Source organism: Citrobacter sp. Cs237, from assembly GCF_030332325.1.
Taxonomy (GTDB): Bacteria; Pseudomonadota; Gammaproteobacteria; order Enterobacterales; family Enterobacteriaceae; genus Citrobacter_A; species Citrobacter_A sedlakii.
This window is the reverse complement of sequence record NZ_JAOWIB010000103.1, coordinates 17,917-35,509: the sequence shown is the minus strand read 5'-3', so window position 1 is coordinate 35,509 and position 17,593 is coordinate 17,917. Positions and strand designations below refer to the sequence as shown.

Sequence of the window (17,593 nt, the reverse complement as noted above, 5' to 3'; positions counted from 1 at the left end):
AGGGAAAGGCATGTCCGGAATTGAAGCGGTATTTTTCGACTGTGACGGTACGCTGGTTGACAGTGAAGTTATCTGTTCCCGCGCGTATGTGGCGATGTTCCAGGAATTCGGTATCACCCTCGATCTCGACGAAGTGTTTAAGCGCTTTAAAGGCGTCAAGCTCTACGAAATCATTGATATCATTAATGAGGAACAGGGCGTTTCGCTGGCAATAGCCGACTTAGAACCCGTTTATCGCGCCGAGGTCGCACGCCTTTTCGACGCCGAACTGGAGGTTATTGCCGGTGCAAACGCGCTGCTGGATGCGATGACGGTGCCGATCTGCGTGGTCTCTAACGGGCCAGTAAGCAAAATGCAGCACTCGCTGGGCAAGCTCGGTATGTTGCATCATTTCCCGGAAAAACTGTTCAGCGGCTACGATATTCAACGCTGGAAGCCCGATCCGGCCTTGATGTTACATGCCGCTAAAGCGATGAACGTTAACGTTGAAAACTGTATTCTGGTGGATGATTCATCCGCTGGCGCCCAGTCGGGGATTGATGCGGGAATGGAAGTTTTCTATTTTTGCGCCGATCCGCACAACAAGCCGATCGAACATCCCAAAGTGACGACCTTTACCGAACTGGCGCAACTGCCCGCTTTGTGGAAAGCGCGTGGGTGGAATATTACGCGTTAAATGAAAACAGGGCGGGTAAGCGCTAAGCGCCGCCCGCCTTAAACCTTACTCTTTCGGATCTTTACCCGCCAGCAGCTTGTCCAGTTCGTCACCGCCAACGTGACGGAAATCCTGTCCCTTCACGAAGTAGAAGATGTATTCGCAGATATTCTGGCAACGGTCGCCGATACGCTCAATGGATCGCGCACAGAACAGCGCCGTCAGGACGCTCGGAATGGTACGTGAATCTTCCATCATGTAGGTCATTAGTTGGCGCACAATGCCTTCGTATTCCTGATCGACCTTTTTGTCTTCACGGTAGATACGGACCGCTTCGTCAAGGTCCATGCGCGCAAACGCATCCAGCACGTCGTGCAGCATCTGCACGGTATGGCGGCCCAGTGACTCCAGACTCACCAGCAGAGGCTGGTGCTGCTGAGAGAACTTCTCCAGCGCGGTACGGCAGATTTTGTCCGCCACGTCGCCAATACGCTCCAGCTCGGCGATGGTTTTGATGATCGCCATCACCAGACGCAGGTCGCTCGCCGTCGGCTGGCGCTTGGCAATAATGCGCACGCAGGCCTCGTCGATCGCCACTTCCATCATGTTAACGTGTTTATCGCCGTCGATAACACGTTTCGCCAGTTCGCTGTCCTGGTTATGCATTGCGGTGATCGCATCAGAAAGCTGCTGCTCGACCATGCCGCCCATGGTCATCACCTGGGTGCGAATGCTTTCCAGCTCTGCGTTGAACTGGCCGGAAATGTGTTTATTAAGATTGAGGTTGTCCATGGTTTCTCCACATGCACTAAGGCAAATCAACCGTAGCGGCCAGTAATATAATCTTCGGTTTGTTTCTTCGCGGGCTTAGTGAACAGATCGTCCGTGTTACTGAACTCAATCAACTCGCCCAGGTACATAAACGCCGTGTGGTCAGAACAACGCGCAGCCTGCTGCATGTTGTGAGTAACGATCACTACGGTGTAATCCTGCTTCAGCTCGGTGATCAGCTCTTCGATACGCCCGGTTGAGATCGGGTCCAGCGCTGAACACGGCTCATCCAGCAGCAACACTTCCGGGCGAATGGCGATACCGCGCGCAATGCACAGACGCTGCTGCTGACCACCGGAGAGAGAGTACCCGCTCTGGTGAAGTTTATCTTTGGTTTCGTTCCATAATGCGGCCTTGGTCAATGCCCACTGCACGCGCTCGTCCATATCCGCACGGGAGAGTTTCTCAAACAGACGCACGCCAAAGGCGATGTTGTCATAAATCGACATCGGGAACGGCGTTGGTTTCTGGAACACCATCCCCACTTTCGCACGCAGCAGGGCGATATCCTGGGTATTGGTCAGGATGTTGTCACCGTCCAGCATAATTTCACCTTCCGCACGCTGCTCCGGATAGAGCGAATACATCTTGTTAAAGGTACGCAGCAGCGTGGATTTACCACAGCCAGACGGACCGATGAATGCCGTCACCTGGTTCTTCGCGATATCCAGGTTGATATTCTTCAGGGCATGGAATTTGCCGTAGTAGAAGTTCAAATCACGAACCTGAATCTTACCCGGGGCAGTATCAACCATACTCATTGACTCATTTCCTCATTCGGCGCCGCGATGTGCCGCGCCGTAAAAATTTAACCGTGTTTCTGCTTCGCGAAAATGACGCGCGCCAGAATGTTCAGCAACAGTACGCAAAGGGTGATGATCAGCACCCCGGCCCAGGCCAGTTGCTGCCATTCCGCGAATGGGCTCATCGCAAATTTAAAGATCGTCACCGGCAGGTTGGCGATCGGCTGCATCATGTCCGTGCTCCAGAACTGGTTGGAGAGCGCGGTAAACAGCAGCGGCGCGGTTTCACCGGCAATACGCGCAACAGCCAGCAGCACGCCAGTTATGATCCCGGAAACAGACGCCTTCAGGGTGATCGCCGAAATCATCTTCCATTTCGGCGTGCCCAGCGCGTAAGCGGCTTCTCGCAGGCTGTCCGGCACCAGTTTCAGCATGTTTTCGGTCGTACGGATCACGATTGGCACCTGCAGCAGCGCCAGCGCGATTACGCCAGCCCAGCCGGAGAAGTGCTCCATCTGCGCCACCACGATGGTGTAGACAAACAGACCGACCACAATAGACGGAGCGGAAAGCAGAATGTCGTTAATAAAGCGAATCACTTCAGCCAGCCAGGACTTACGACCATACTCAGCCAGATAAATCCCCGCCATAATGCCCAACGGCGTGCCGAATACAGTCGCCCACAGAATCAGCAGACCGCTACCCGCCAGGGCGTTCGCAAGGCCCCCGCCCGCGGTATTCGGCGGCGGCGTCATTTCGGTGAACAGCGCCAGCGACATCCCGTCGATACCACGCGTAATGGTGGACATCAGGATCCAGATTAACCAGAACAAACCAAACGCCATCGTTGCCATAGAAAGCGTCAGGGCGATACGGTTTTTCACGCGGCGACGCGCCTGCATTTTGCGACGGGACTCTGCCAGCGCAGCGGTATTTTGCATTTCAAGCGTAGCCATTAGCGTGCCCCCTCGTTCTTCGCAAGGCGCATAATCATAAACTTAGACGCGGCCAGTACGATAAAGGTAATCACGAACAGGATCAGGCCCAGTTCCATCAGCGCCGCAACGTGCAGACCGGATTCAGCTTCCGCAAATTCGTTCGCCAGCGCAGAGGTAATGCTGTTGCCAGGCATGTATAGCGACGCGCTATCGAGCTGGTACGTGTTACCGATAATAAAGGTCACCGCCATGGTTTCACCCAGCGCGCGGCCTAAGCCCAGCATAATGCCGCCAATCACCCCATTTTTGGTGAACGGAAGGACGATACGCCAGATAACTTCCCAGGTGGTGCAGCCGATGCCGTAGGCTGACTCTTTCATCATTACCGGGGTTTGTTCAAATACGTCACGCATCACCGCCGCAATGTACGGAATGATCATGATGGCGAGGATCACGCCTGCCGCGAGGATACCGATACCAAACGCCGGGCCGGAGAACAGCGCGCCAACAAACGGAATGTTGGAAAGAATATTGCCGACCGGCTCCTGGAAGTAAGTGGCGAACAGCGGCGCAAAGATAAACAGCCCCCACATGCCGTAAACGATACTGGGGATTGCCGCCAGCAGTTCAATGGCGATACCCAGCGGACGACGCAGCCAGTTGGGAGCAAGTTCTGTCAGAAACAGCGCAATGCCGAAGCTCACCGGAACGGCGATCAGCAGTGCGATAAAAGAGGTCACCAGCGTACCGTAGATCGGCACCAGCGCGCCGTAGATATCGTTTGGCGCATCCCATTCTTTGGTCCACAGGAATGAGAAACCAAACTTCTCAATGCTCGGCCAGGAGGAGATGATCAGAGAGACAATAATGCCACCCAACATCAATAGCACAATCAGCGCAGCCAGTTTTACCAGCGCGCTGAAGATCATGTCACCCTTTTTACCCGGTGGGTTAAAAGCAGGCTTGGTTGCAGCCATAAATCACTCTTTAAGTTTGGGCCAGGAAGCGCGTATTTTATCGTGCTTCCTGGCTAACGTAATGCCATACCCTAAATAATTCGAGCTGCAGCCAATACCGCTGCGGCTCACAATATGCGGGTATTTAGTACAGCGCTTTACCGCTGCTGTCCTTCACGTTGGTCTTCCATGCAGCACGAATCTGCTCAACCACGCTGTCTGGCAGGCTGGCGTAGTCCAGGTCGTTCGCCTGTTTGCCGCCATTTTTGTAAGCCCAGTCGAAGAACTTCAGCACTTCTGCGCCCTGCTCAGGTTTCTTCTGCTCTTTGTGGACCAGGATGAAGGTGGTGGACGTGATTGGCCACGCATCGTCACCTTTCTGGTTCGTCAGATCCTGAGCGAAAGATTTGCTCCAGTCTGCGCCTTTCGCCGCGTTGGAGAAGCTCTCTTCCGTCGGACTAACCGGTTTGCCATCGGCAGAAATCAGCTTGGTGTAAGCCAGGTTGTTTTGCTTCGCGTAAGCGTACTCAACGTAACCAATAGAGCCCGGCAGACGCTGTACAAATGCGGCGATACCGTCGTTACCTTTACCGCCCAGACCGGTCGGCCAGTTTACGGTAGAGCCAGAACCCACTTTGGTTTTCCACTCTTCGTTCACTTTCGCCAGGTAGCTGGTAAAGACGAAGGAAGTACCGGAACCGTCAGCACGACGAACCACGGCGATATTCTGCGAAGGCAGTTTCAGACCCGGGTTCAGTTTGGTGATGGCTTCGTCATCCCACTTCTTGATTTTACCCAGGTAGATATCGCCCAGGGTTTTACCATCCAGTACCAGTTCACCCGATTTCAGACCCGGAATGTTTACCGCCAGCACCACGCCGCCGATCACGGTCGGGAACTGGAACAGACCTTCCTGGTTCAGTTTTTCGTCAGACAACGGCGCATCAGAAGCACCGAAATCAACGGTATTTGCTGTGATTTGTTTAACACCACCGGAGGAGCCGATACCCTGGTAGTTAACCTTACTACCGGTCTCTTTCTGATAAGTATCGGCCCATTTGGCATACACCGGCGCAGGAAAAGTTGCACCTGCGCCTGTCAGGCTTGCTGCTGCGAATACAGAGAAAGCGCTCATGGATAAGGTCGCGGCGACAACAGTTGCGACAGTGGTACGCATAACTTTCATAATGTCTCCTGCAAGATTTTCGTAAATCATTGTTAAGTGGCTACGATGAGCAAAATAGGACAAACAGGTGACAGTTAAATGTACGAAATATGACAGTTTTATGACAATGAAAATTTCACATAAAGCCAGTTAATTTAACCAATATATTTCAGTAAGTTAGCCATTAACATGACAGTCTGTTTTCAGAAAAATTTTCTTTCTGTGACACTGAAAAAAATAGCTGAAGATGACGATTTGTCACAGTTAAACGGCAGGAGAATTGATGAAAAACAGAACAATGAAGAAAAAAAGCCCCGCTTTCGCGGGGCCTTCTGGTTTTACTCTACGGTAACCGATTTTGCCAGGTTACGCGGCTGGTCCACGTCGGTGCCTTTAATCAGCGCCACGTGATATGCCAGCAGTTGCAACGGAACGGTGTAGAAGATAGGGGCGATCACCTCTTCGACATGCGGCATCTCGATAATGTGCATGTTGTCGCTGCTGACAAAGCCCGCATCCTGATCGGCGAATACATACAATTGGCCGCCACGCGCCCGGACTTCTTCGATGTTGGATTTCAGTTTTTCCAGCAGTTCGTTGTTCGGAGCCACCACAATAACCGGCATATCCGCGTCAATCAGCGCCAGTGGACCGTGCTTCAGTTCCCCTGCCGCGTACGCTTCCGCATGGATATAAGAGATCTCTTTCAGCTTCAGCGCGCCTTCCAGCGCAATCGGATACTGATCGCCGCGCCCCAGGAATAACGCGTGATGCTTGTCAGAGAAGTCTTCTGCCAGCGCTTCAATGCGTTTGTCCTGCGACAACATCTGCTCAATACGGCTCGGCAGCGCCTGCAGGCCGTGCACGATGTCATGCTCAATAGCGGCATCCAGTCCCTTCAGACGCGCCAGTTTCGCCACCAGCATCAGCAGAACGGTCAACTGCGTGGTAAACGCTTTGGTCGACGCCACGCCAATTTCAGTACCGGCATTGGTCATCATCGCCAGATCCGATTCACGCACCAGCGATGACCCCGGCACGTTACAGATAGCGAGCGAGCCCAGATAGCCCAGCTCTTTCGACAGGCGCAGGCCAGCCAGCGTGTCCGCCGTTTCGCCCGACTGCGACAGGGTGATCATCAGGCTGTTGCGACGTACGGCGGATTTGCGATAGCGGAACTCTGAGGCAATTTCGACATCGCAAGGAATGCCTGCCAGCGATTCAAACCAGTAACGAGAAACCATCCCGGAGTTGTAAGATGTGCCGCAGGCGATGATCTGAATGTGCTCAACCTGCGCCAGCAGTTCGTTGGCTTTCGGTCCCAGCTCGCTCAGATCCACTTCACCGTGACTGATACGTCCGGTAAGGGTGTTCTTGATCGCATTCGGCTGTTCGTAGATCTCTTTTTGCATGTAGTGGCGGTAGATACCTTTATCACCCGCGTCATATTGCAGACTGGATTCGATATCCTGGCGCTGCACATCCGCACCGGTTTTATCAAAAATAGCGACGCTACGACGCGTCACTTCCGCGATATCGCCTTCTTCAAGGAAGATAAAGCGGCGAGTCACGGGCAGCAGCGCCAGCTGATCAGAGGCGATGAAGTTTTCGCCCATTCCCAGTCCGATCACCAGCGGGCTACCCGAGCGTGCCGCCAGCAGCGTATCCGGCTGGCGGGTATCCATGATTACTGTGCCGTATGCGCCGCGCAGTTGCGGGATCGCCCGCAGGACCGCTTCCCGCAGCGTACCGCCCTGTTCCAGCTCCCAGTGCACTAAGTGAGCAATCACTTCGGTGTCGGTTTCAGAAACGAAGGTGTAGCCGCGCGCTTTCAGCGTTTCGCGCAGCGGTTCATGGTTTTCAATGATGCCGTTATGCACCACCACAATGTGTTCAGAAACATGCGGATGCGCGTTTGCTTCTGAAGGTTCGCCGTGCGTTGCCCAGCGGGTGTGAGCGATGCCGGTACCGCCATGCAGCGGGTGTTCTTCCGCAGCCTGCGCCAGCATTTGCACTTTCCCCAGACGACGCAGACGGGTCATATGACCTTCCGCATCCACTACCGCCAGACCCGCAGAATCATAACCACGGTATTCCAGACGACGTAAACCTTCGAGAAGGATTTCAGCTACATCACGCTGCGCGATTGCGCCAACAATTCCACACATATTTTTTTGATTCCGAATCCAGGCATTATGCCTCTCGTTGTCTTTCGACCTGTATTTATCCTTCGTCTTTCACGCCGTGGCTGTGCTGGCCGCACGCTTTCGCCATGGTCACTTACTCAGATAAGCTCCCATTGACTCATTCGCTTGCCGCTTTGCCACAATGCGAAATCCTTAAGATAAAACCCGTCTTTCCGGGCGCCCCGAGCCTTGTAGAGAGTGGGGTTATTTTTATGGGTACTGCATGTTGGCGGGCGATATATTTTTATCGCCTCATCCCGTGTCTGCCGGATATCGCTAACGCTTATCTGGCCGACAAAATCACTTTTTCTTCACCGGACGCTGCCAGCCTTGCTTATGAACCTGCGGCACGCGGCTCAGCACCAGCTCGTTATCCGCGATGTCACGCGTCACGGTCGTTCCTGCGGCGATGGTCGCTCCTTTGCCTACGCTCACTGGCGCCACCAGCTGCGTGTCAGAACCGACAAAGACATCGTCGCCAATGATAGTTTTAAATTTGTTCGCGCCATCGTAGTTGCAGGTAATCGTCCCTGCGCCAATATTCACATTGTCGCCAATTTCCGCATCGCCCAGATAGGTCAAATGACCCGCTTTAGAGCCTTTGCCCAGACGCGCTTTTTTCATTTCAACAAAGTTGCCCACATGCGCGCCTTCCAGCAGCTCCGCTCCTGGACGCAGACGTGCGAACGGGCCAATGGTGCAGGCCGCTTCCAGATGCGCATCTTCCACCACGCTGTAGGGACTGATTTCGCAGTCATCGCCAATAACGCTGTTTTTAATCACACAGCCCGCGCCAATCTTCACGCGATGACCTAACGTCACATTCCCTTCGATGATAACGTTAGTATCAATTTCAACATCGCGCCCGTGATTAAGGACGCCGCGCAGATCGAAACGCGCCGGGTCACGTAACATCACGCCTGCCAGCAGCAGCTTTTCCGCCTGCTCGGACTGGTAAATACGCTCAAGTCGGGAAAGCTGCAGACGGTTGTTCACACCGTCGGTTTCACTGATGCGAGCCGGGTGCACGGCGGCGATTTCACGCCCTTCCTGGTACGCCATCGCAATAATATCGGTGATGTAGTACTCACCCTGCGCATTGTTATTGTTCAGTTTCGCCAGCCAGCGCTTCATATCCGCGCCGTTAGCAATCAGGATACCGGTATTGATTTCCTGGATCTGTCGCTGTTCATCGGTGGCGTCTTTATGTTCAACAATGCCGGTAACCTGACCGTTCTCACGCGTAATGCGCCCGTAACCGCTTGGGTCATCCAGTTTAACCGTGAGCAGGCCAATGCCGCCCTGCGGTTTGGCGTCGCGCAGTCGGGTCAGCGTTTCAACGGAGATCAGCGGCACGTCGCCGTAGAGCATTAAAATGTCTTCGTCATCACTAAAGAAGGGCGCGGCCTGTTGCATCGCATGGCCGGTTCCCAGCTGTTCAGCCTGGAGTACCCAGTTAAGATTGTCATTTTTCAGCGTCTTTTTAAGCAGATCGCCACCGTGTCCATAGACCAGGTGAACCTGAGAAGCGCCTAATTCATTCGCCGCATCAATGACATGCTGGACCATCGCTTTACCGGCAAGGGTATGCAGCACTTTAGGAAGATCGGAATACATACGTGTGCCTTTGCCTGCGGCAAGGATCACTACGCTCATAGCTTTGTTCAACATACGCGTCCTGACTGTAATTTGAGAACGAATTTATACCGTTTCACATTGAAAATACTACATTTTTTTCAGCGTGAAATGGGAAGAAGATAAAACGCTCATTATCGGACTTTCTCCGACGGCGAGAGCGACATTTTCGACCATTGACGCGGTTTTTGTCTTGCGAAAAGTCGCGTCGAACCTTGATTAAAGCGTTAGCACGATGTTTTTGCTATTTTTTTGAGACATAAAGAAAGATCGCGCCTGACGCCTGTTTCCCAGGCAAAAAAAAACCAGCCTGCAAAGAGACTGGTTTTTATGCTTTCAAGCCGGTGTTACATCGCTTTTTTGGTCAACTCGATAACGCGCAGTTTAGCGATCGCTTTGGCCAGTTCCGCAGACGCCTGAGCGTAATCCACGTCACCATGAGAGCTCTTAATGTGCTCCTCAGCCTTACGCTTCGCTTCCAGAGCTCGCGCTTCGTCGAGATCCTGGCCGCGAATCGCGGTATCAGCCAGAACGGTCACGCTACCCGGTTGCACTTCAAGAATGCCGCCGGACAGATAGATAAACTCTTCATGACCGTGCTGTTTAACGATGCGAATCATACCAGGCTTAATGGCGGTGAGCAGCGGGGCGTGACCCGGGTAAATACCCAGTTCACCTTCACTACCCGTTACCTGGATTTTCTCGACCAGACCAGAGAACATTTGTTGCTCTGCGCTGACGACGTCCAGGTGGTAAGTCATTGCCATATCACCCTCCGATTAAGGCGTTAAAGTTTTTTGGCTTTTTCCACGGCTTCGTCGATGGAACCGACCATGTAGAACGCCTGCTCCGGCAGGTGATCGTATTCGCCTTCCATGATGCCTTTAAAGCCACGGATGGTGTCTTTCAGAGAAACGTATTTACCCGGAGAACCGGTGAATACTTCCGCCACGAAGAACGGCTGGGACAGGAAGCGCTGGATCTTACGTGCGCGAGCTACCACCAGTTTGTCTTCTTCAGACAGTTCATCCATACCCAGGATGGCGATGATGTCTTTCAGTTCCTGGTAACGTTGCAGGATAGACTGGACGCCGCGCGCGGTGTCGTAGTGCTCCTGACCAACCACCAGCGGGTCCAGCTGACGGCTGGTGGAGTCCAGCGGGTCAACGGCCGGGTAGATACCCAGAGACGCGATCTGACGGCTCAGTACCACGGTTGCATCTAAGTGCGCAAAGGTGGTGGCTGGTGACGGGTCAGTCAAGTCATCCGCCGGTACGTATACCGCCTGAACGGAGGTGATAGAACCGGTTTTGGTTGAGGTGATACGTTCCTGCAGAACACCCATCTCTTCCGCCAGAGTCGGCTGATAACCTACCGCTGAAGGCATACGACCCAGCAGTGCGGATACTTCCGTACCGGCCAGGGTGTAACGATAGATGTTATCGACGAACAGCAGAACGTCACGACCTTCGTCACGGAACTTCTCAGCCATGGTCAGACCGGTCAGTGCGACGCGCAGACGGTTTCCCGGCGGCTCGTTCATCTGGCCGTACACCAGGGATACTTTGTCGATAACGTTGGAGTCGGTCATTTCGTGGTAGAAGTCGTTACCCTCACGAGTACGTTCACCCACGCCCGCAAACACAGAGTAACCGGAGTGCTCGATCGCGATGTTACGGATCAGCTCCATCATGTTTACGGTTTTACCTACGCCCGCACCACCGAACAGACCGACTTTACCGCCCTTCGCGAACGGACACATCAGGTCGATAACTTTGATGCCGGTTTCCAGCAGTTCCTGAGAGTTAGACAACTCTTCATAGGACGGCGCGGCACGGTGGATAGCCCAACGCTCTTCTTCACCGATGTCGCCTTTCATGTCTACTGGTTCGCCCAGTACGTTCATGATACGACCCAGCGTTGCTTTACCTACAGGGACTTCGATCGGGTGCTCAAGGTCTTTTACTTCCAGACCACGACGCAGACCGTCGGAAGAACCCATGGCGATGGTACGTACAATACCGCCACCGAGCTGCTGCTGAACTTCCAGCACCAGACGCTCATTACCATTCTGTACCTCAAGGGCGTCGTACACGCGCGGTACGGCATCCTGAGGGAACTCGACGTCAACTACGGCGCCGATTACCTGGACAATTTTTCCAGTAGCCATCTTGAATCCTCTACGAAATAACCTGGTTAAACCGCGGCGGCCCCCGAGACGATCTCGGTGAGTTCCTGAGTAATGCTGGCCTGACGAGCTTTGTTGTATACCAACTGCAGCTCTTTAATCAGGCTGCCGCCATTGTCGGTCGCGGCTTTCATCGCCACCATACGGGCGGCCTGCTCGCTGGCCAGGTTTTCTACCACGCCCTGATAAACCTGAGATTCCACATAACGACGCAGGAGGGTATCCAGCAGCGCTTTCGGGTCTGGTTCGTACAGGTAATCCCAGGCTTTACGTTTCAGTTCATCATCTTCTGAAGCCGGTAACGGCAGCATCTGAGTGATGGTTGGAACCTGAGACATGGTGTTAATAAATTTGTTGCTGACAATGTACAGCTTGTCCAGACGGCCTTCGTCGTAGGCCTGCAACATCACTTTAACCGGGCCGATCAGTTCGGACAGGGAAGGGTTATCCCCCATGCCCGTTACCTGGGCGACAACGTTGCCGCCAACGGAGTTAAAGAAAGACACGCCTTTTGAGCCGATCATTGCGAGGTCGCACTGAACGCCTTTATCGGACCATGCTTTCATATCCGCCAGCAGTTTTTTGAACAGGTTAATGTTCAAGCCGCCGCACAGACCACGGTCGGTCGACACCACCAGGTAGCCCACGCGCTTAACGTCGCGTTCTTCCAGATAGGGGTGCTTATATTCCAGATTACCGTTCGCAAGGTGACCAATCACTTTGCGCATGGTATCTGCATAAGGACGGCTGGCCGCCATGCGATCCTGCGATTTACGCATTTTGGAAGCGGCGACCATTTCCATCGCTTTAGTGATCTTTTGCGTGTTCTGGACGCTTGCGATCTTACTACGTATCTCTTTTGCGCCGGCCATGAGCTTCTCCTCAATGCCTTGCGGCCCGCCTTAAGGCAGGCCACCAGACGTTACCAGGATTGGGTTGCTTTGAAGGAATCGAGGATGCCTTTCAGCTTGCCTTCGATTTCGTCGTTATAGCCACCGGACTGGTTGATCTCTTGCATCAACGGAGCGTGATCACGGTCGACGTAAGCCAGCAGAGCGGCTTCGAAGCTACCGATTTTCGCCAGTTCTACATCCGCCAGATAACCACGTTCTGCCGCGAACAGAACCAGAGACTGCTGCGCAACGGACATCGGCGCATACTGTTTCTGTTTCAGCAGTTCGGTCACTTTCTGACCGTGGTCAAGCTGTTTACGGGTTGCATCGTCAAGGTCAGAGGCGAACTGGGAGAATGCTGCCAGTTCACGGTACTGCGCCAGCGCGGTACGAATACCACCGGACAGTTTCTTCATGATCTTGGTCTGCGCTGCGCCACCTACACGGGATACGGAGATACCGGGGTTAACCGCAGGACGAATACCGGCGTTAAACAGGTTGGTTTCCAGGAAGATCTGACCATCGGTAATGGAGATTACGTTGGTCGGAACGAAAGCGGAAACGTCACCTGCCTGCGTTTCGATAATCGGCAGCGCGGTCAGAGAACCGGTTTTCCCTTTCACTTCACCTTTGGTGAAGGCTTCAACGTATTCGGCGTTAACACGCGCAGCACGTTCCAGCAGACGGGAGTGGAGGTAGAATACGTCGCCCGGGAATGCTTCACGTCCAGGCGGACGACGGAGCAACAGGGAGATCTGACGATAAGCAACAGCCTGTTTGGACAGGTCATCATAGATGATCAGCGCATCTTCGCCGCGGTCACGGAAGTATTCGCCCATTGCGCAACCGGCATACGGCGCCAGGTATTGCAGTGCGGCAGATTCAGACGCGGTTGCGACCACCACGATGGTGTTGGACAGCGCGCCGTGTTCTTCCAGTTTGCGCACCACGTTAGAGATGGTGGAGGCTTTCTGGCCGATAGCGACGTAAACACACTTGATGCCGGAATCACGCTGGTTGATGATGGCGTCGATTGCCAGCGCGGTTTTACCGGTCTGACGGTCACCGATGATCAATTCACGCTGACCACGACCGATTGGGATCATGGCGTCAACGGATTTATAACCGGTCTGTACCGGCTGATCGACGGACTGACGTTCGATAACGCCCGGCGCGATAGCTTCAACAGCAGAGAAGCCGTCGTGCTCAACCGGACCTTTACCGTCGATTGGCGCACCCAGGGTGTTAACCACACGGCCCAGCAGGCCACGGCCTACCGGAACTTCCAGGATACGACCCGTACATTTCACCTTCATGCCTTCGGCGAGGTCAGCGTACGGACCCATCACCACCGCACCCACGGAGTCGCGCTCCAGGTTCAATGCGATAGCGTAACGGTTACCCGGCAGGGAGATCATTTCACCCTGCATACAATCGGCCAGGCCGTGAATACGGATAACACCGTCACTTACAGAAACAATAGTACCTTCGTTGTGAGCTTCACTCACAACATTGAACTGAGCAATGCGCTGCTTGATCAGTTCGCTGATTTCGGTGGAATTCAGTTGCATGCTCCAGTCCCCTTAAGACTGCAAGACGTCTGCAAGGCGCTCAAGACGGCCGCGTACGCTGCCATCTATGACCATATCACCCGAGCGGATGATTACGCCTGCCATTACAGACTTATCGATTTTGCAATTCAGCTTAACTTTGCGTGACAGACGTTTTTCCATCGCAGCGCTAATCTTCGCAAGCTGTTCTTCACTCAGTGCGGTCGCGGACGTGACTTCTACCTCAGAGATAGACTCACTCGCGGCGCGCAGGTGAATGAACTGCTCAAGAACATCCGGGAGCGCGTTCAGACGGTTATTCTCAGCCATGACCCGAATCAGGTTCTGACCGTTTTCGTCCAGTTGCTCACCGCATACTGCGATAAACGACTCAGCGAGCGTTTCCGGCGCCAGCGCGCCAGAGAGAAGCTCAGCCATTTGTTCGTTTTTCGTTACCTCGGCGGCAAACGCCAGCATGTCCTGCCAGCGCTCTACACTTTGGTGTTCGACGGCAAAGTCAAAAGCTGCTTTGGCGTAGGGGCGAGCTACCGTAACAAATTCAGACATCAGCCCCTCCCTCCTTACAGTTCAGCGACAAGTTTATCCACGATGTCGCTGTTAGCAGCTTCATCCACGGAACGTTCGATGATCTTCTCGGCGCCAGCAACAGCCAGGATAGCAACTTGCTTACGCAGCTCTTCACGGGCACGTTTACGCTCGGCTTCAATTTCCGCCTGCGCCTGGGCCACGATTTTAGTACGTTCCTGCTCTGCTTCCGTTTTGGCTTCGTCCAGGATCTGAGCGCGGCGTTTGTTCGCCTGCTCGATGATTACCTGAGCTTCCGCCTTCGCTTTTTTCAGCTGGTCGGTCGCGCTGGCCTTTGCAAGGTCAAGATCCTTATGTGCTCGTTCTGCAGAAGCAAGGCCGTCAGCAATTTCTTTTTGACGCTTCTCGATGGCAGCCATTAACGGCGGCCATACGTACTTCATGCAGAACAGAACGAACAGGACAAACGCGATGGCCTGGCCGAGGATTGTTGCGTTAAGATTCACAGCACAATGCCTCTATCTAGTTAACGTTCTGATATTGCTCTTAATTCAAGCAACGCTTACTACGCGACAGCGAACATCACGTACAGACCCAGACCTACAGCGATCATCGGGATAGCATCCACCAGACCCATAACGATAAAGAACTGAGTACGCAGCAGAGGAATCAGATCAGGTTGACGCGCTGCGCCTTCCAGGAATTTACCCCCGAGGATGCCGATACCGATCGCAGCACCGATTGCCGCCAGACCCATCATCACAGCGGCAGCCATGTACAGCAGATCCATATTCAGGTTTTCCATGACAGTCTCCAGTTTGTTTCAGTTAAAACGTAGTAGTGTTGGTAAATTAATGCTCTTCAGACGCCATCGACAGATAGACGATCGTCAGAACCATGAAGATGAAGGCTTGCAGCGTAATAATCAGGATGTGGAAAATGGCCCACGGCACATTCAGGATCCACTGTGACCACCACGGCAACAGACCAGCAATCAGAATGAAAATCAGCTCACCGGCATACATGTTGCCGAACAGTCGCAGACCGAGAGAAACCGGTTTGGACAGCAGACTTACCCCTTCAAGGATTAAGTTGACAGGGATGAACGCCCAGTGATTGAACGGCTGCAGCGTCAACTCTTTCGTGAAGCCGCCGATGCCTTTCATTTTGATGCTGTAGAACAGAATGAGGATAAATACGCCGAGCGCCATAGACAGGGTGATGTTCACGTCAGCAGACGGGACCACACGCAGTGCCGGCAGACCGAGCCAGTGCTCCGCGATGTACGGCAGCAGGTCGATAGGCAGTAAGTCCATCAGGTTCATCAGGAATACCCAGACGAAGATCGTCAGGGCCAGCGGCGCAATCAGCTTGCTTTTGCCATGGTACATGTCTTTCACGCTACCATGCACAAAGCCGATCACCAGCTCAATCGCGGTCTGAAACTTGCCTGGTACGCCGCTGGTTGCCTTCTTGGCCACGCTACGGAACATAAGCAGGAACAACAGACCCAGCACCACCGAGAAAAACATGGAGTCAATATTGAGCGTCCAGAAGGTGGCTGGGGGGTTATGCGGATCCACCAGCGAGAATGTACGCAGGTCCAGCTGAAGGTTGTTCAGGTGGTGTCCTATGTAATCCTGCGGCGTCATATTTTCTGAAGCCATGATGCCTTTTACCCTTTGTTGTTAATTACAGCCGGCGCCAGTATCTGAACCACCAGCACCAAAACCCACGTAACGATCAGCGGCAAAAAAACCGCCTTCAAAACCGCCAGCGCCACCACCAGCAATATCAACATCGCTAACACCTTGAAGGCTTCACCGAAGGCGAACGTCCAGGCCACTCGGCCCTTAGCAGGTGTATGCGCCTGGTGACGCCAGGCAAATATCATAAACAACACGTTAGGCAGAAAGACTGCCATACCTCCGCAAAATGCGGAAGTGCCCCAGAAGGGGTCTTTGAGGCTGAACAGCAATCCACTTGCCACTACCGCCAGAAACTGAATGAACAGAAGCTTACGAGCAACGTTTCGACTCAAGAGCGACACAGACATCACGTTTTTAACTCCTGCTCCCTACGAGGTATGCCGCGTGTCGTATAAAACGTTCTTTAAGGCTTAGAGTCAAGCATCAAAAAGCGGACAAATTATACGGTGCGCCCTCGTGATTTCAAACAATAAGTAGCTAAAAGGTGAATAAATGTTTAAATATTTTTCGACAGGCCACATTTATTACTTTTTGCCAAACTGTGAACGTTCAAGCAAAACTGCAAATGCCGCGTAAACACTGGCGATAAAGCGTGCTTCAGATCACATATTGAGCATATTCGCCCCGACGCCATATATTTACTTGGCAAATGATGCCATTTCAACTTTCTGATATTTAAGCCTAAATTTACTCACTGTTTTAAAAACGGCAGCTTACACCTCGAAAACCTACCATTGACATTTTTAATAAAAACTTAACATGCCATTTTAATTGGTAGCCTCGATTTTTAGCAGGCTGATATTTTCCATGTTGACTAATTTTGTCTTTACCAAAAAAAGCCACGTTACCCAAGTGCTAACAGTCAGTGAAGATGGCGTTAAGCATACTCCGTTTTCGCGCTCCAAATGACGCCGCCTGTTAACACGCAACAGGGCCATTTTTCTTTAATTTTTTTGATAAAAATTAAATTTTATTTGGCTTAATCACCACCAGATGACGCTCGCCTTCCAGCTGCGGCACCGCCAGTTTGACAATGGAATCAACCTGGAACGGCGCAGGCAACGCGGCGATTTCATCCTCTGGCAGGAGCCCCTTCAACGCATAGAAACGGCCGTTCTCGCCAGGCAAATGGCGACACCAGCTCACCATGTCATTGAGTGAGGCGAACGCGCGACTGATCACCCCGTCAAACGGCGGTTCAGCGGGGAAATCTTCAACGCGGCTCTGGACCGGGGTGATATTTTTGAGCGCAAGCTCATGCTGTACCTGGCGCAGGAAACGAACCCGCTTCCCCAGGCTGTCGAGCAGGGTGAAATGTGATTCAGGACGGACGATGGACAACGGAATACCCGGCAGCCCAGGGCCTGTCCCCACATCGATAAAACGCTCGCCCTGCAAATGCGGCGCAACCACAATGCTGTCGAGAATATGACGGACCAGCATCTCGTTAGGATCGCGCACTGAGGTCAGGTTGTAGGCTTTGTTCCATTTATGCAGCATGTCGACATACGCAATCAGCTGATTTTTCTGGTGATCGGTAAGCGAAATGCCAGCGTCAGCCAGCAGGCGAGAGAGTTTATTGAGCACGGTGATTACCT

At 53.1% G+C, this 17,593-nt stretch carries 18 protein-coding genes; 1 reads left to right on the top strand and 17 read right to left on the bottom strand.

All coding sequences use genetic code 11. From position 1 onward, the window contains the following. Nucleotides 1–10 precede the first annotated feature (10 nt). Entirely contained in the window at nucleotides 11–676 is a 666-nt protein-coding gene (gene yieH, locus OGY07_RS10685) for a 6-phosphogluconate phosphatase (RefSeq protein WP_060569957.1), read from the top strand. A gap of 45 nt (nucleotides 677–721) precedes the next feature. Here the strand turns inward: yieH and phoU are convergent, their stop codons facing one another. The 17 genes from phoU to rsmG all read right to left on the bottom strand — a co-directional run bounded on the left by phoU (nucleotide 722) and on the right by rsmG (nucleotide 17,582). Continuing rightward, nucleotides 722–1,447 (bottom strand): phosphate signaling complex protein PhoU, encoded by a 726-nt coding sequence (phoU, locus tag OGY07_RS10680; RefSeq protein ID WP_012907987.1) that lies wholly within the window; start codon nucleotides 1,445–1,447, stop codon nucleotides 722–724. 26 nt (nucleotides 1,448–1,473) lie between these two features. After that, nucleotides 1,474–2,247 carry a phosphate ABC transporter ATP-binding protein PstB gene (gene pstB, locus OGY07_RS10675; protein ID WP_286600452.1) on the bottom strand — a complete coding sequence of 258 codons (774 nt, stop codon included), beginning with the start codon at nucleotides 2,245–2,247 and terminating at the stop codon, nucleotides 1,474–1,476. A 47-nt stretch (nucleotides 2,248–2,294) separates the two neighbouring features. Further along, nucleotides 2,295–3,185, bottom strand: a complete 891-nt coding sequence (gene pstA / locus OGY07_RS10670) for a phosphate ABC transporter permease PstA (RefSeq protein ID WP_042287297.1) — start codon at nucleotides 3,183–3,185, stop codon at nucleotides 2,295–2,297. Next, nucleotides 3,185–4,144 (bottom strand): phosphate ABC transporter permease PstC, encoded by a 960-nt coding sequence (gene pstC / locus OGY07_RS10665; protein ID WP_042287300.1) that lies wholly within the window; start codon nucleotides 4,142–4,144, stop codon nucleotides 3,185–3,187. Before pstC ends, pstA begins: the two co-directional genes overlap by 1 nt. A 124-nt stretch (nucleotides 4,145–4,268) precedes the next feature. Beyond that, nucleotides 4,269–5,309: a phosphate ABC transporter substrate-binding protein PstS gene (pstS, locus tag OGY07_RS10660; RefSeq protein ID WP_042287304.1), complete on the bottom strand. Its 1,041-nt coding sequence runs from the start codon at nucleotides 5,307–5,309 to the stop codon at nucleotides 4,269–4,271. A 317-nt stretch (nucleotides 5,310–5,626) separates the two neighbouring features. Then, nucleotides 5,627–7,456 carry a glutamine--fructose-6-phosphate transaminase (isomerizing) gene (glmS, locus tag OGY07_RS10655; RefSeq protein ID WP_042287315.1) on the bottom strand — a complete coding sequence of 610 codons (1,830 nt, stop codon included), beginning with the start codon at nucleotides 7,454–7,456 and terminating at the stop codon, nucleotides 5,627–5,629. A gap of 318 nt (nucleotides 7,457–7,774) precedes the next feature. After that, a complete protein-coding gene (gene glmU / locus OGY07_RS10650) occupies nucleotides 7,775–9,145 on the bottom strand; it encodes a bifunctional UDP-N-acetylglucosamine diphosphorylase/glucosamine-1-phosphate N-acetyltransferase GlmU (protein WP_205613148.1) in 1,371 nt (456 codons plus the stop codon). 311 nt (nucleotides 9,146–9,456) lie between these two features. Next, complete coding sequence (locus OGY07_RS10645) at nucleotides 9,457–9,876, bottom strand: F0F1 ATP synthase subunit epsilon (RefSeq protein WP_001251971.1); 420 nt, start codon at nucleotides 9,874–9,876, stop codon at nucleotides 9,457–9,459. A 20-nt stretch (nucleotides 9,877–9,896) separates the two neighbouring features. Further along, nucleotides 9,897–11,279: a F0F1 ATP synthase subunit beta gene (gene atpD / locus OGY07_RS10640; protein WP_042287321.1), complete on the bottom strand. Its 1,383-nt coding sequence runs from the start codon at nucleotides 11,277–11,279 to the stop codon at nucleotides 9,897–9,899. A 26-nt stretch (nucleotides 11,280–11,305) separates the two neighbouring features. After that, nucleotides 11,306–12,169, bottom strand: coding sequence for a F0F1 ATP synthase subunit gamma (gene atpG / locus OGY07_RS10635; protein ID WP_042287324.1), 864 nt, complete (start codon nucleotides 12,167–12,169; stop codon nucleotides 11,306–11,308). Nucleotides 12,170–12,219: 50 nt separating this feature from the next. Next, nucleotides 12,220–13,761, bottom strand: a complete 1,542-nt coding sequence (gene atpA, locus OGY07_RS10630) for a F0F1 ATP synthase subunit alpha (protein ID WP_042287327.1) — start codon at nucleotides 13,759–13,761, stop codon at nucleotides 12,220–12,222. A gap of 12 nt (nucleotides 13,762–13,773) precedes the next feature. Continuing rightward, nucleotides 13,774–14,307 carry a F0F1 ATP synthase subunit delta gene (gene atpH / locus OGY07_RS10625; protein ID WP_060569954.1) on the bottom strand — a complete coding sequence of 178 codons (534 nt, stop codon included), beginning with the start codon at nucleotides 14,305–14,307 and terminating at the stop codon, nucleotides 13,774–13,776. 14 nt (nucleotides 14,308–14,321) lie between these two features. Further along, entirely contained in the window at nucleotides 14,322–14,792 is a 471-nt protein-coding gene (gene atpF / locus OGY07_RS10620) for a F0F1 ATP synthase subunit B (protein ID WP_003023796.1), read from the bottom strand. 59 nt (nucleotides 14,793–14,851) lie between these two features. After that, a complete protein-coding gene (gene atpE / locus OGY07_RS10615; protein ID WP_000429386.1) occupies nucleotides 14,852–15,091 on the bottom strand; it encodes a F0F1 ATP synthase subunit C in 240 nt (79 codons plus the stop codon). Between the two features lie 46 nt (nucleotides 15,092–15,137). Further along, nucleotides 15,138–15,953, bottom strand: a complete 816-nt coding sequence (atpB, locus tag OGY07_RS10610) for a F0F1 ATP synthase subunit A (RefSeq protein WP_042287334.1) — start codon at nucleotides 15,951–15,953, stop codon at nucleotides 15,138–15,140. Nucleotides 15,954–15,961: 8 nt separating this feature from the next. Further along, complete coding sequence (atpI, locus tag OGY07_RS10605; RefSeq protein ID WP_042287337.1) at nucleotides 15,962–16,342, bottom strand: F0F1 ATP synthase subunit I; 381 nt, start codon at nucleotides 16,340–16,342, stop codon at nucleotides 15,962–15,964. Between the two features lie 616 nt (nucleotides 16,343–16,958). Next, nucleotides 16,959–17,582: a 16S rRNA (guanine(527)-N(7))-methyltransferase RsmG gene (gene rsmG / locus OGY07_RS10600; protein WP_042287339.1), complete on the bottom strand. Its 624-nt coding sequence runs from the start codon at nucleotides 17,580–17,582 to the stop codon at nucleotides 16,959–16,961. Nucleotides 17,583–17,593 lie beyond the last annotated feature (11 nt).

Excerpts from the sequence above, each read along its gene's own strand:
- pstA (WP_042287297.1), bottom strand. The coding sequence starts at position 3,185 with ATGGCTACGCTTGAAATGCAAAATACCGCTGCGCTGGCAGAGTCCCGT.
- atpE (WP_000429386.1), bottom strand. The coding sequence starts at position 15,091 with ATGGAAAACCTGAATATGGATCTGCTGTACATGGCTGCCGCTGTGATG.
- OGY07_RS10645 (WP_001251971.1), bottom strand. The coding sequence starts at position 9,876 with ATGGCAATGACTTACCACCTGGACGTCGTCAGCGCAGAGCAACAAATG.
- pstC (WP_042287300.1), bottom strand. The coding sequence starts at position 4,144 with ATGGCTGCAACCAAGCCTGCTTTTAACCCACCGGGTAAAAAGGGTGAC.
- atpD (WP_042287321.1), bottom strand. The coding sequence starts at position 11,279 with ATGGCTACTGGAAAAATTGTCCAGGTAATCGGCGCCGTAGTTGACGTC.
- atpH (WP_060569954.1), bottom strand. The coding sequence starts at position 14,307 with ATGTCTGAATTTGTTACGGTAGCTCGCCCCTACGCCAAAGCAGCTTTT.
- atpG (WP_042287324.1), bottom strand. The coding sequence starts at position 12,169 with ATGGCCGGCGCAAAAGAGATACGTAGTAAGATCGCAAGCGTCCAGAAC.
- atpA (WP_042287327.1), bottom strand. The coding sequence starts at position 13,761 with ATGCAACTGAATTCCACCGAAATCAGCGAACTGATCAAGCAGCGCATT.
- yieH (WP_060569957.1), top strand. The coding sequence starts at position 11 with ATGTCCGGAATTGAAGCGGTATTTTTCGACTGTGACGGTACGCTGGTT.
- atpB (WP_042287334.1), bottom strand. The coding sequence starts at position 15,953 with ATGGCTTCAGAAAATATGACGCCGCAGGATTACATAGGACACCACCTG.
- pstS (WP_042287304.1), bottom strand. The coding sequence starts at position 5,309 with ATGAAAGTTATGCGTACCACTGTCGCAACTGTTGTCGCCGCGACCTTA.
- atpI (WP_042287337.1), bottom strand. The coding sequence starts at position 16,342 with ATGTCTGTGTCGCTCTTGAGTCGAAACGTTGCTCGTAAGCTTCTGTTC.
- glmU (WP_205613148.1), bottom strand. The coding sequence starts at position 9,145 with ATGTTGAACAAAGCTATGAGCGTAGTGATCCTTGCCGCAGGCAAAGGC.
- phoU (WP_012907987.1), bottom strand. The coding sequence starts at position 1,447 with ATGGACAACCTCAATCTTAATAAACACATTTCCGGCCAGTTCAACGCA.
- pstB (WP_286600452.1), bottom strand. The coding sequence starts at position 2,247 with ATGAGTATGGTTGATACTGCCCCGGGTAAGATTCAGGTTCGTGATTTG.
- glmS (WP_042287315.1), bottom strand. The coding sequence starts at position 7,456 with ATGTGTGGAATTGTTGGCGCAATCGCGCAGCGTGATGTAGCTGAAATC.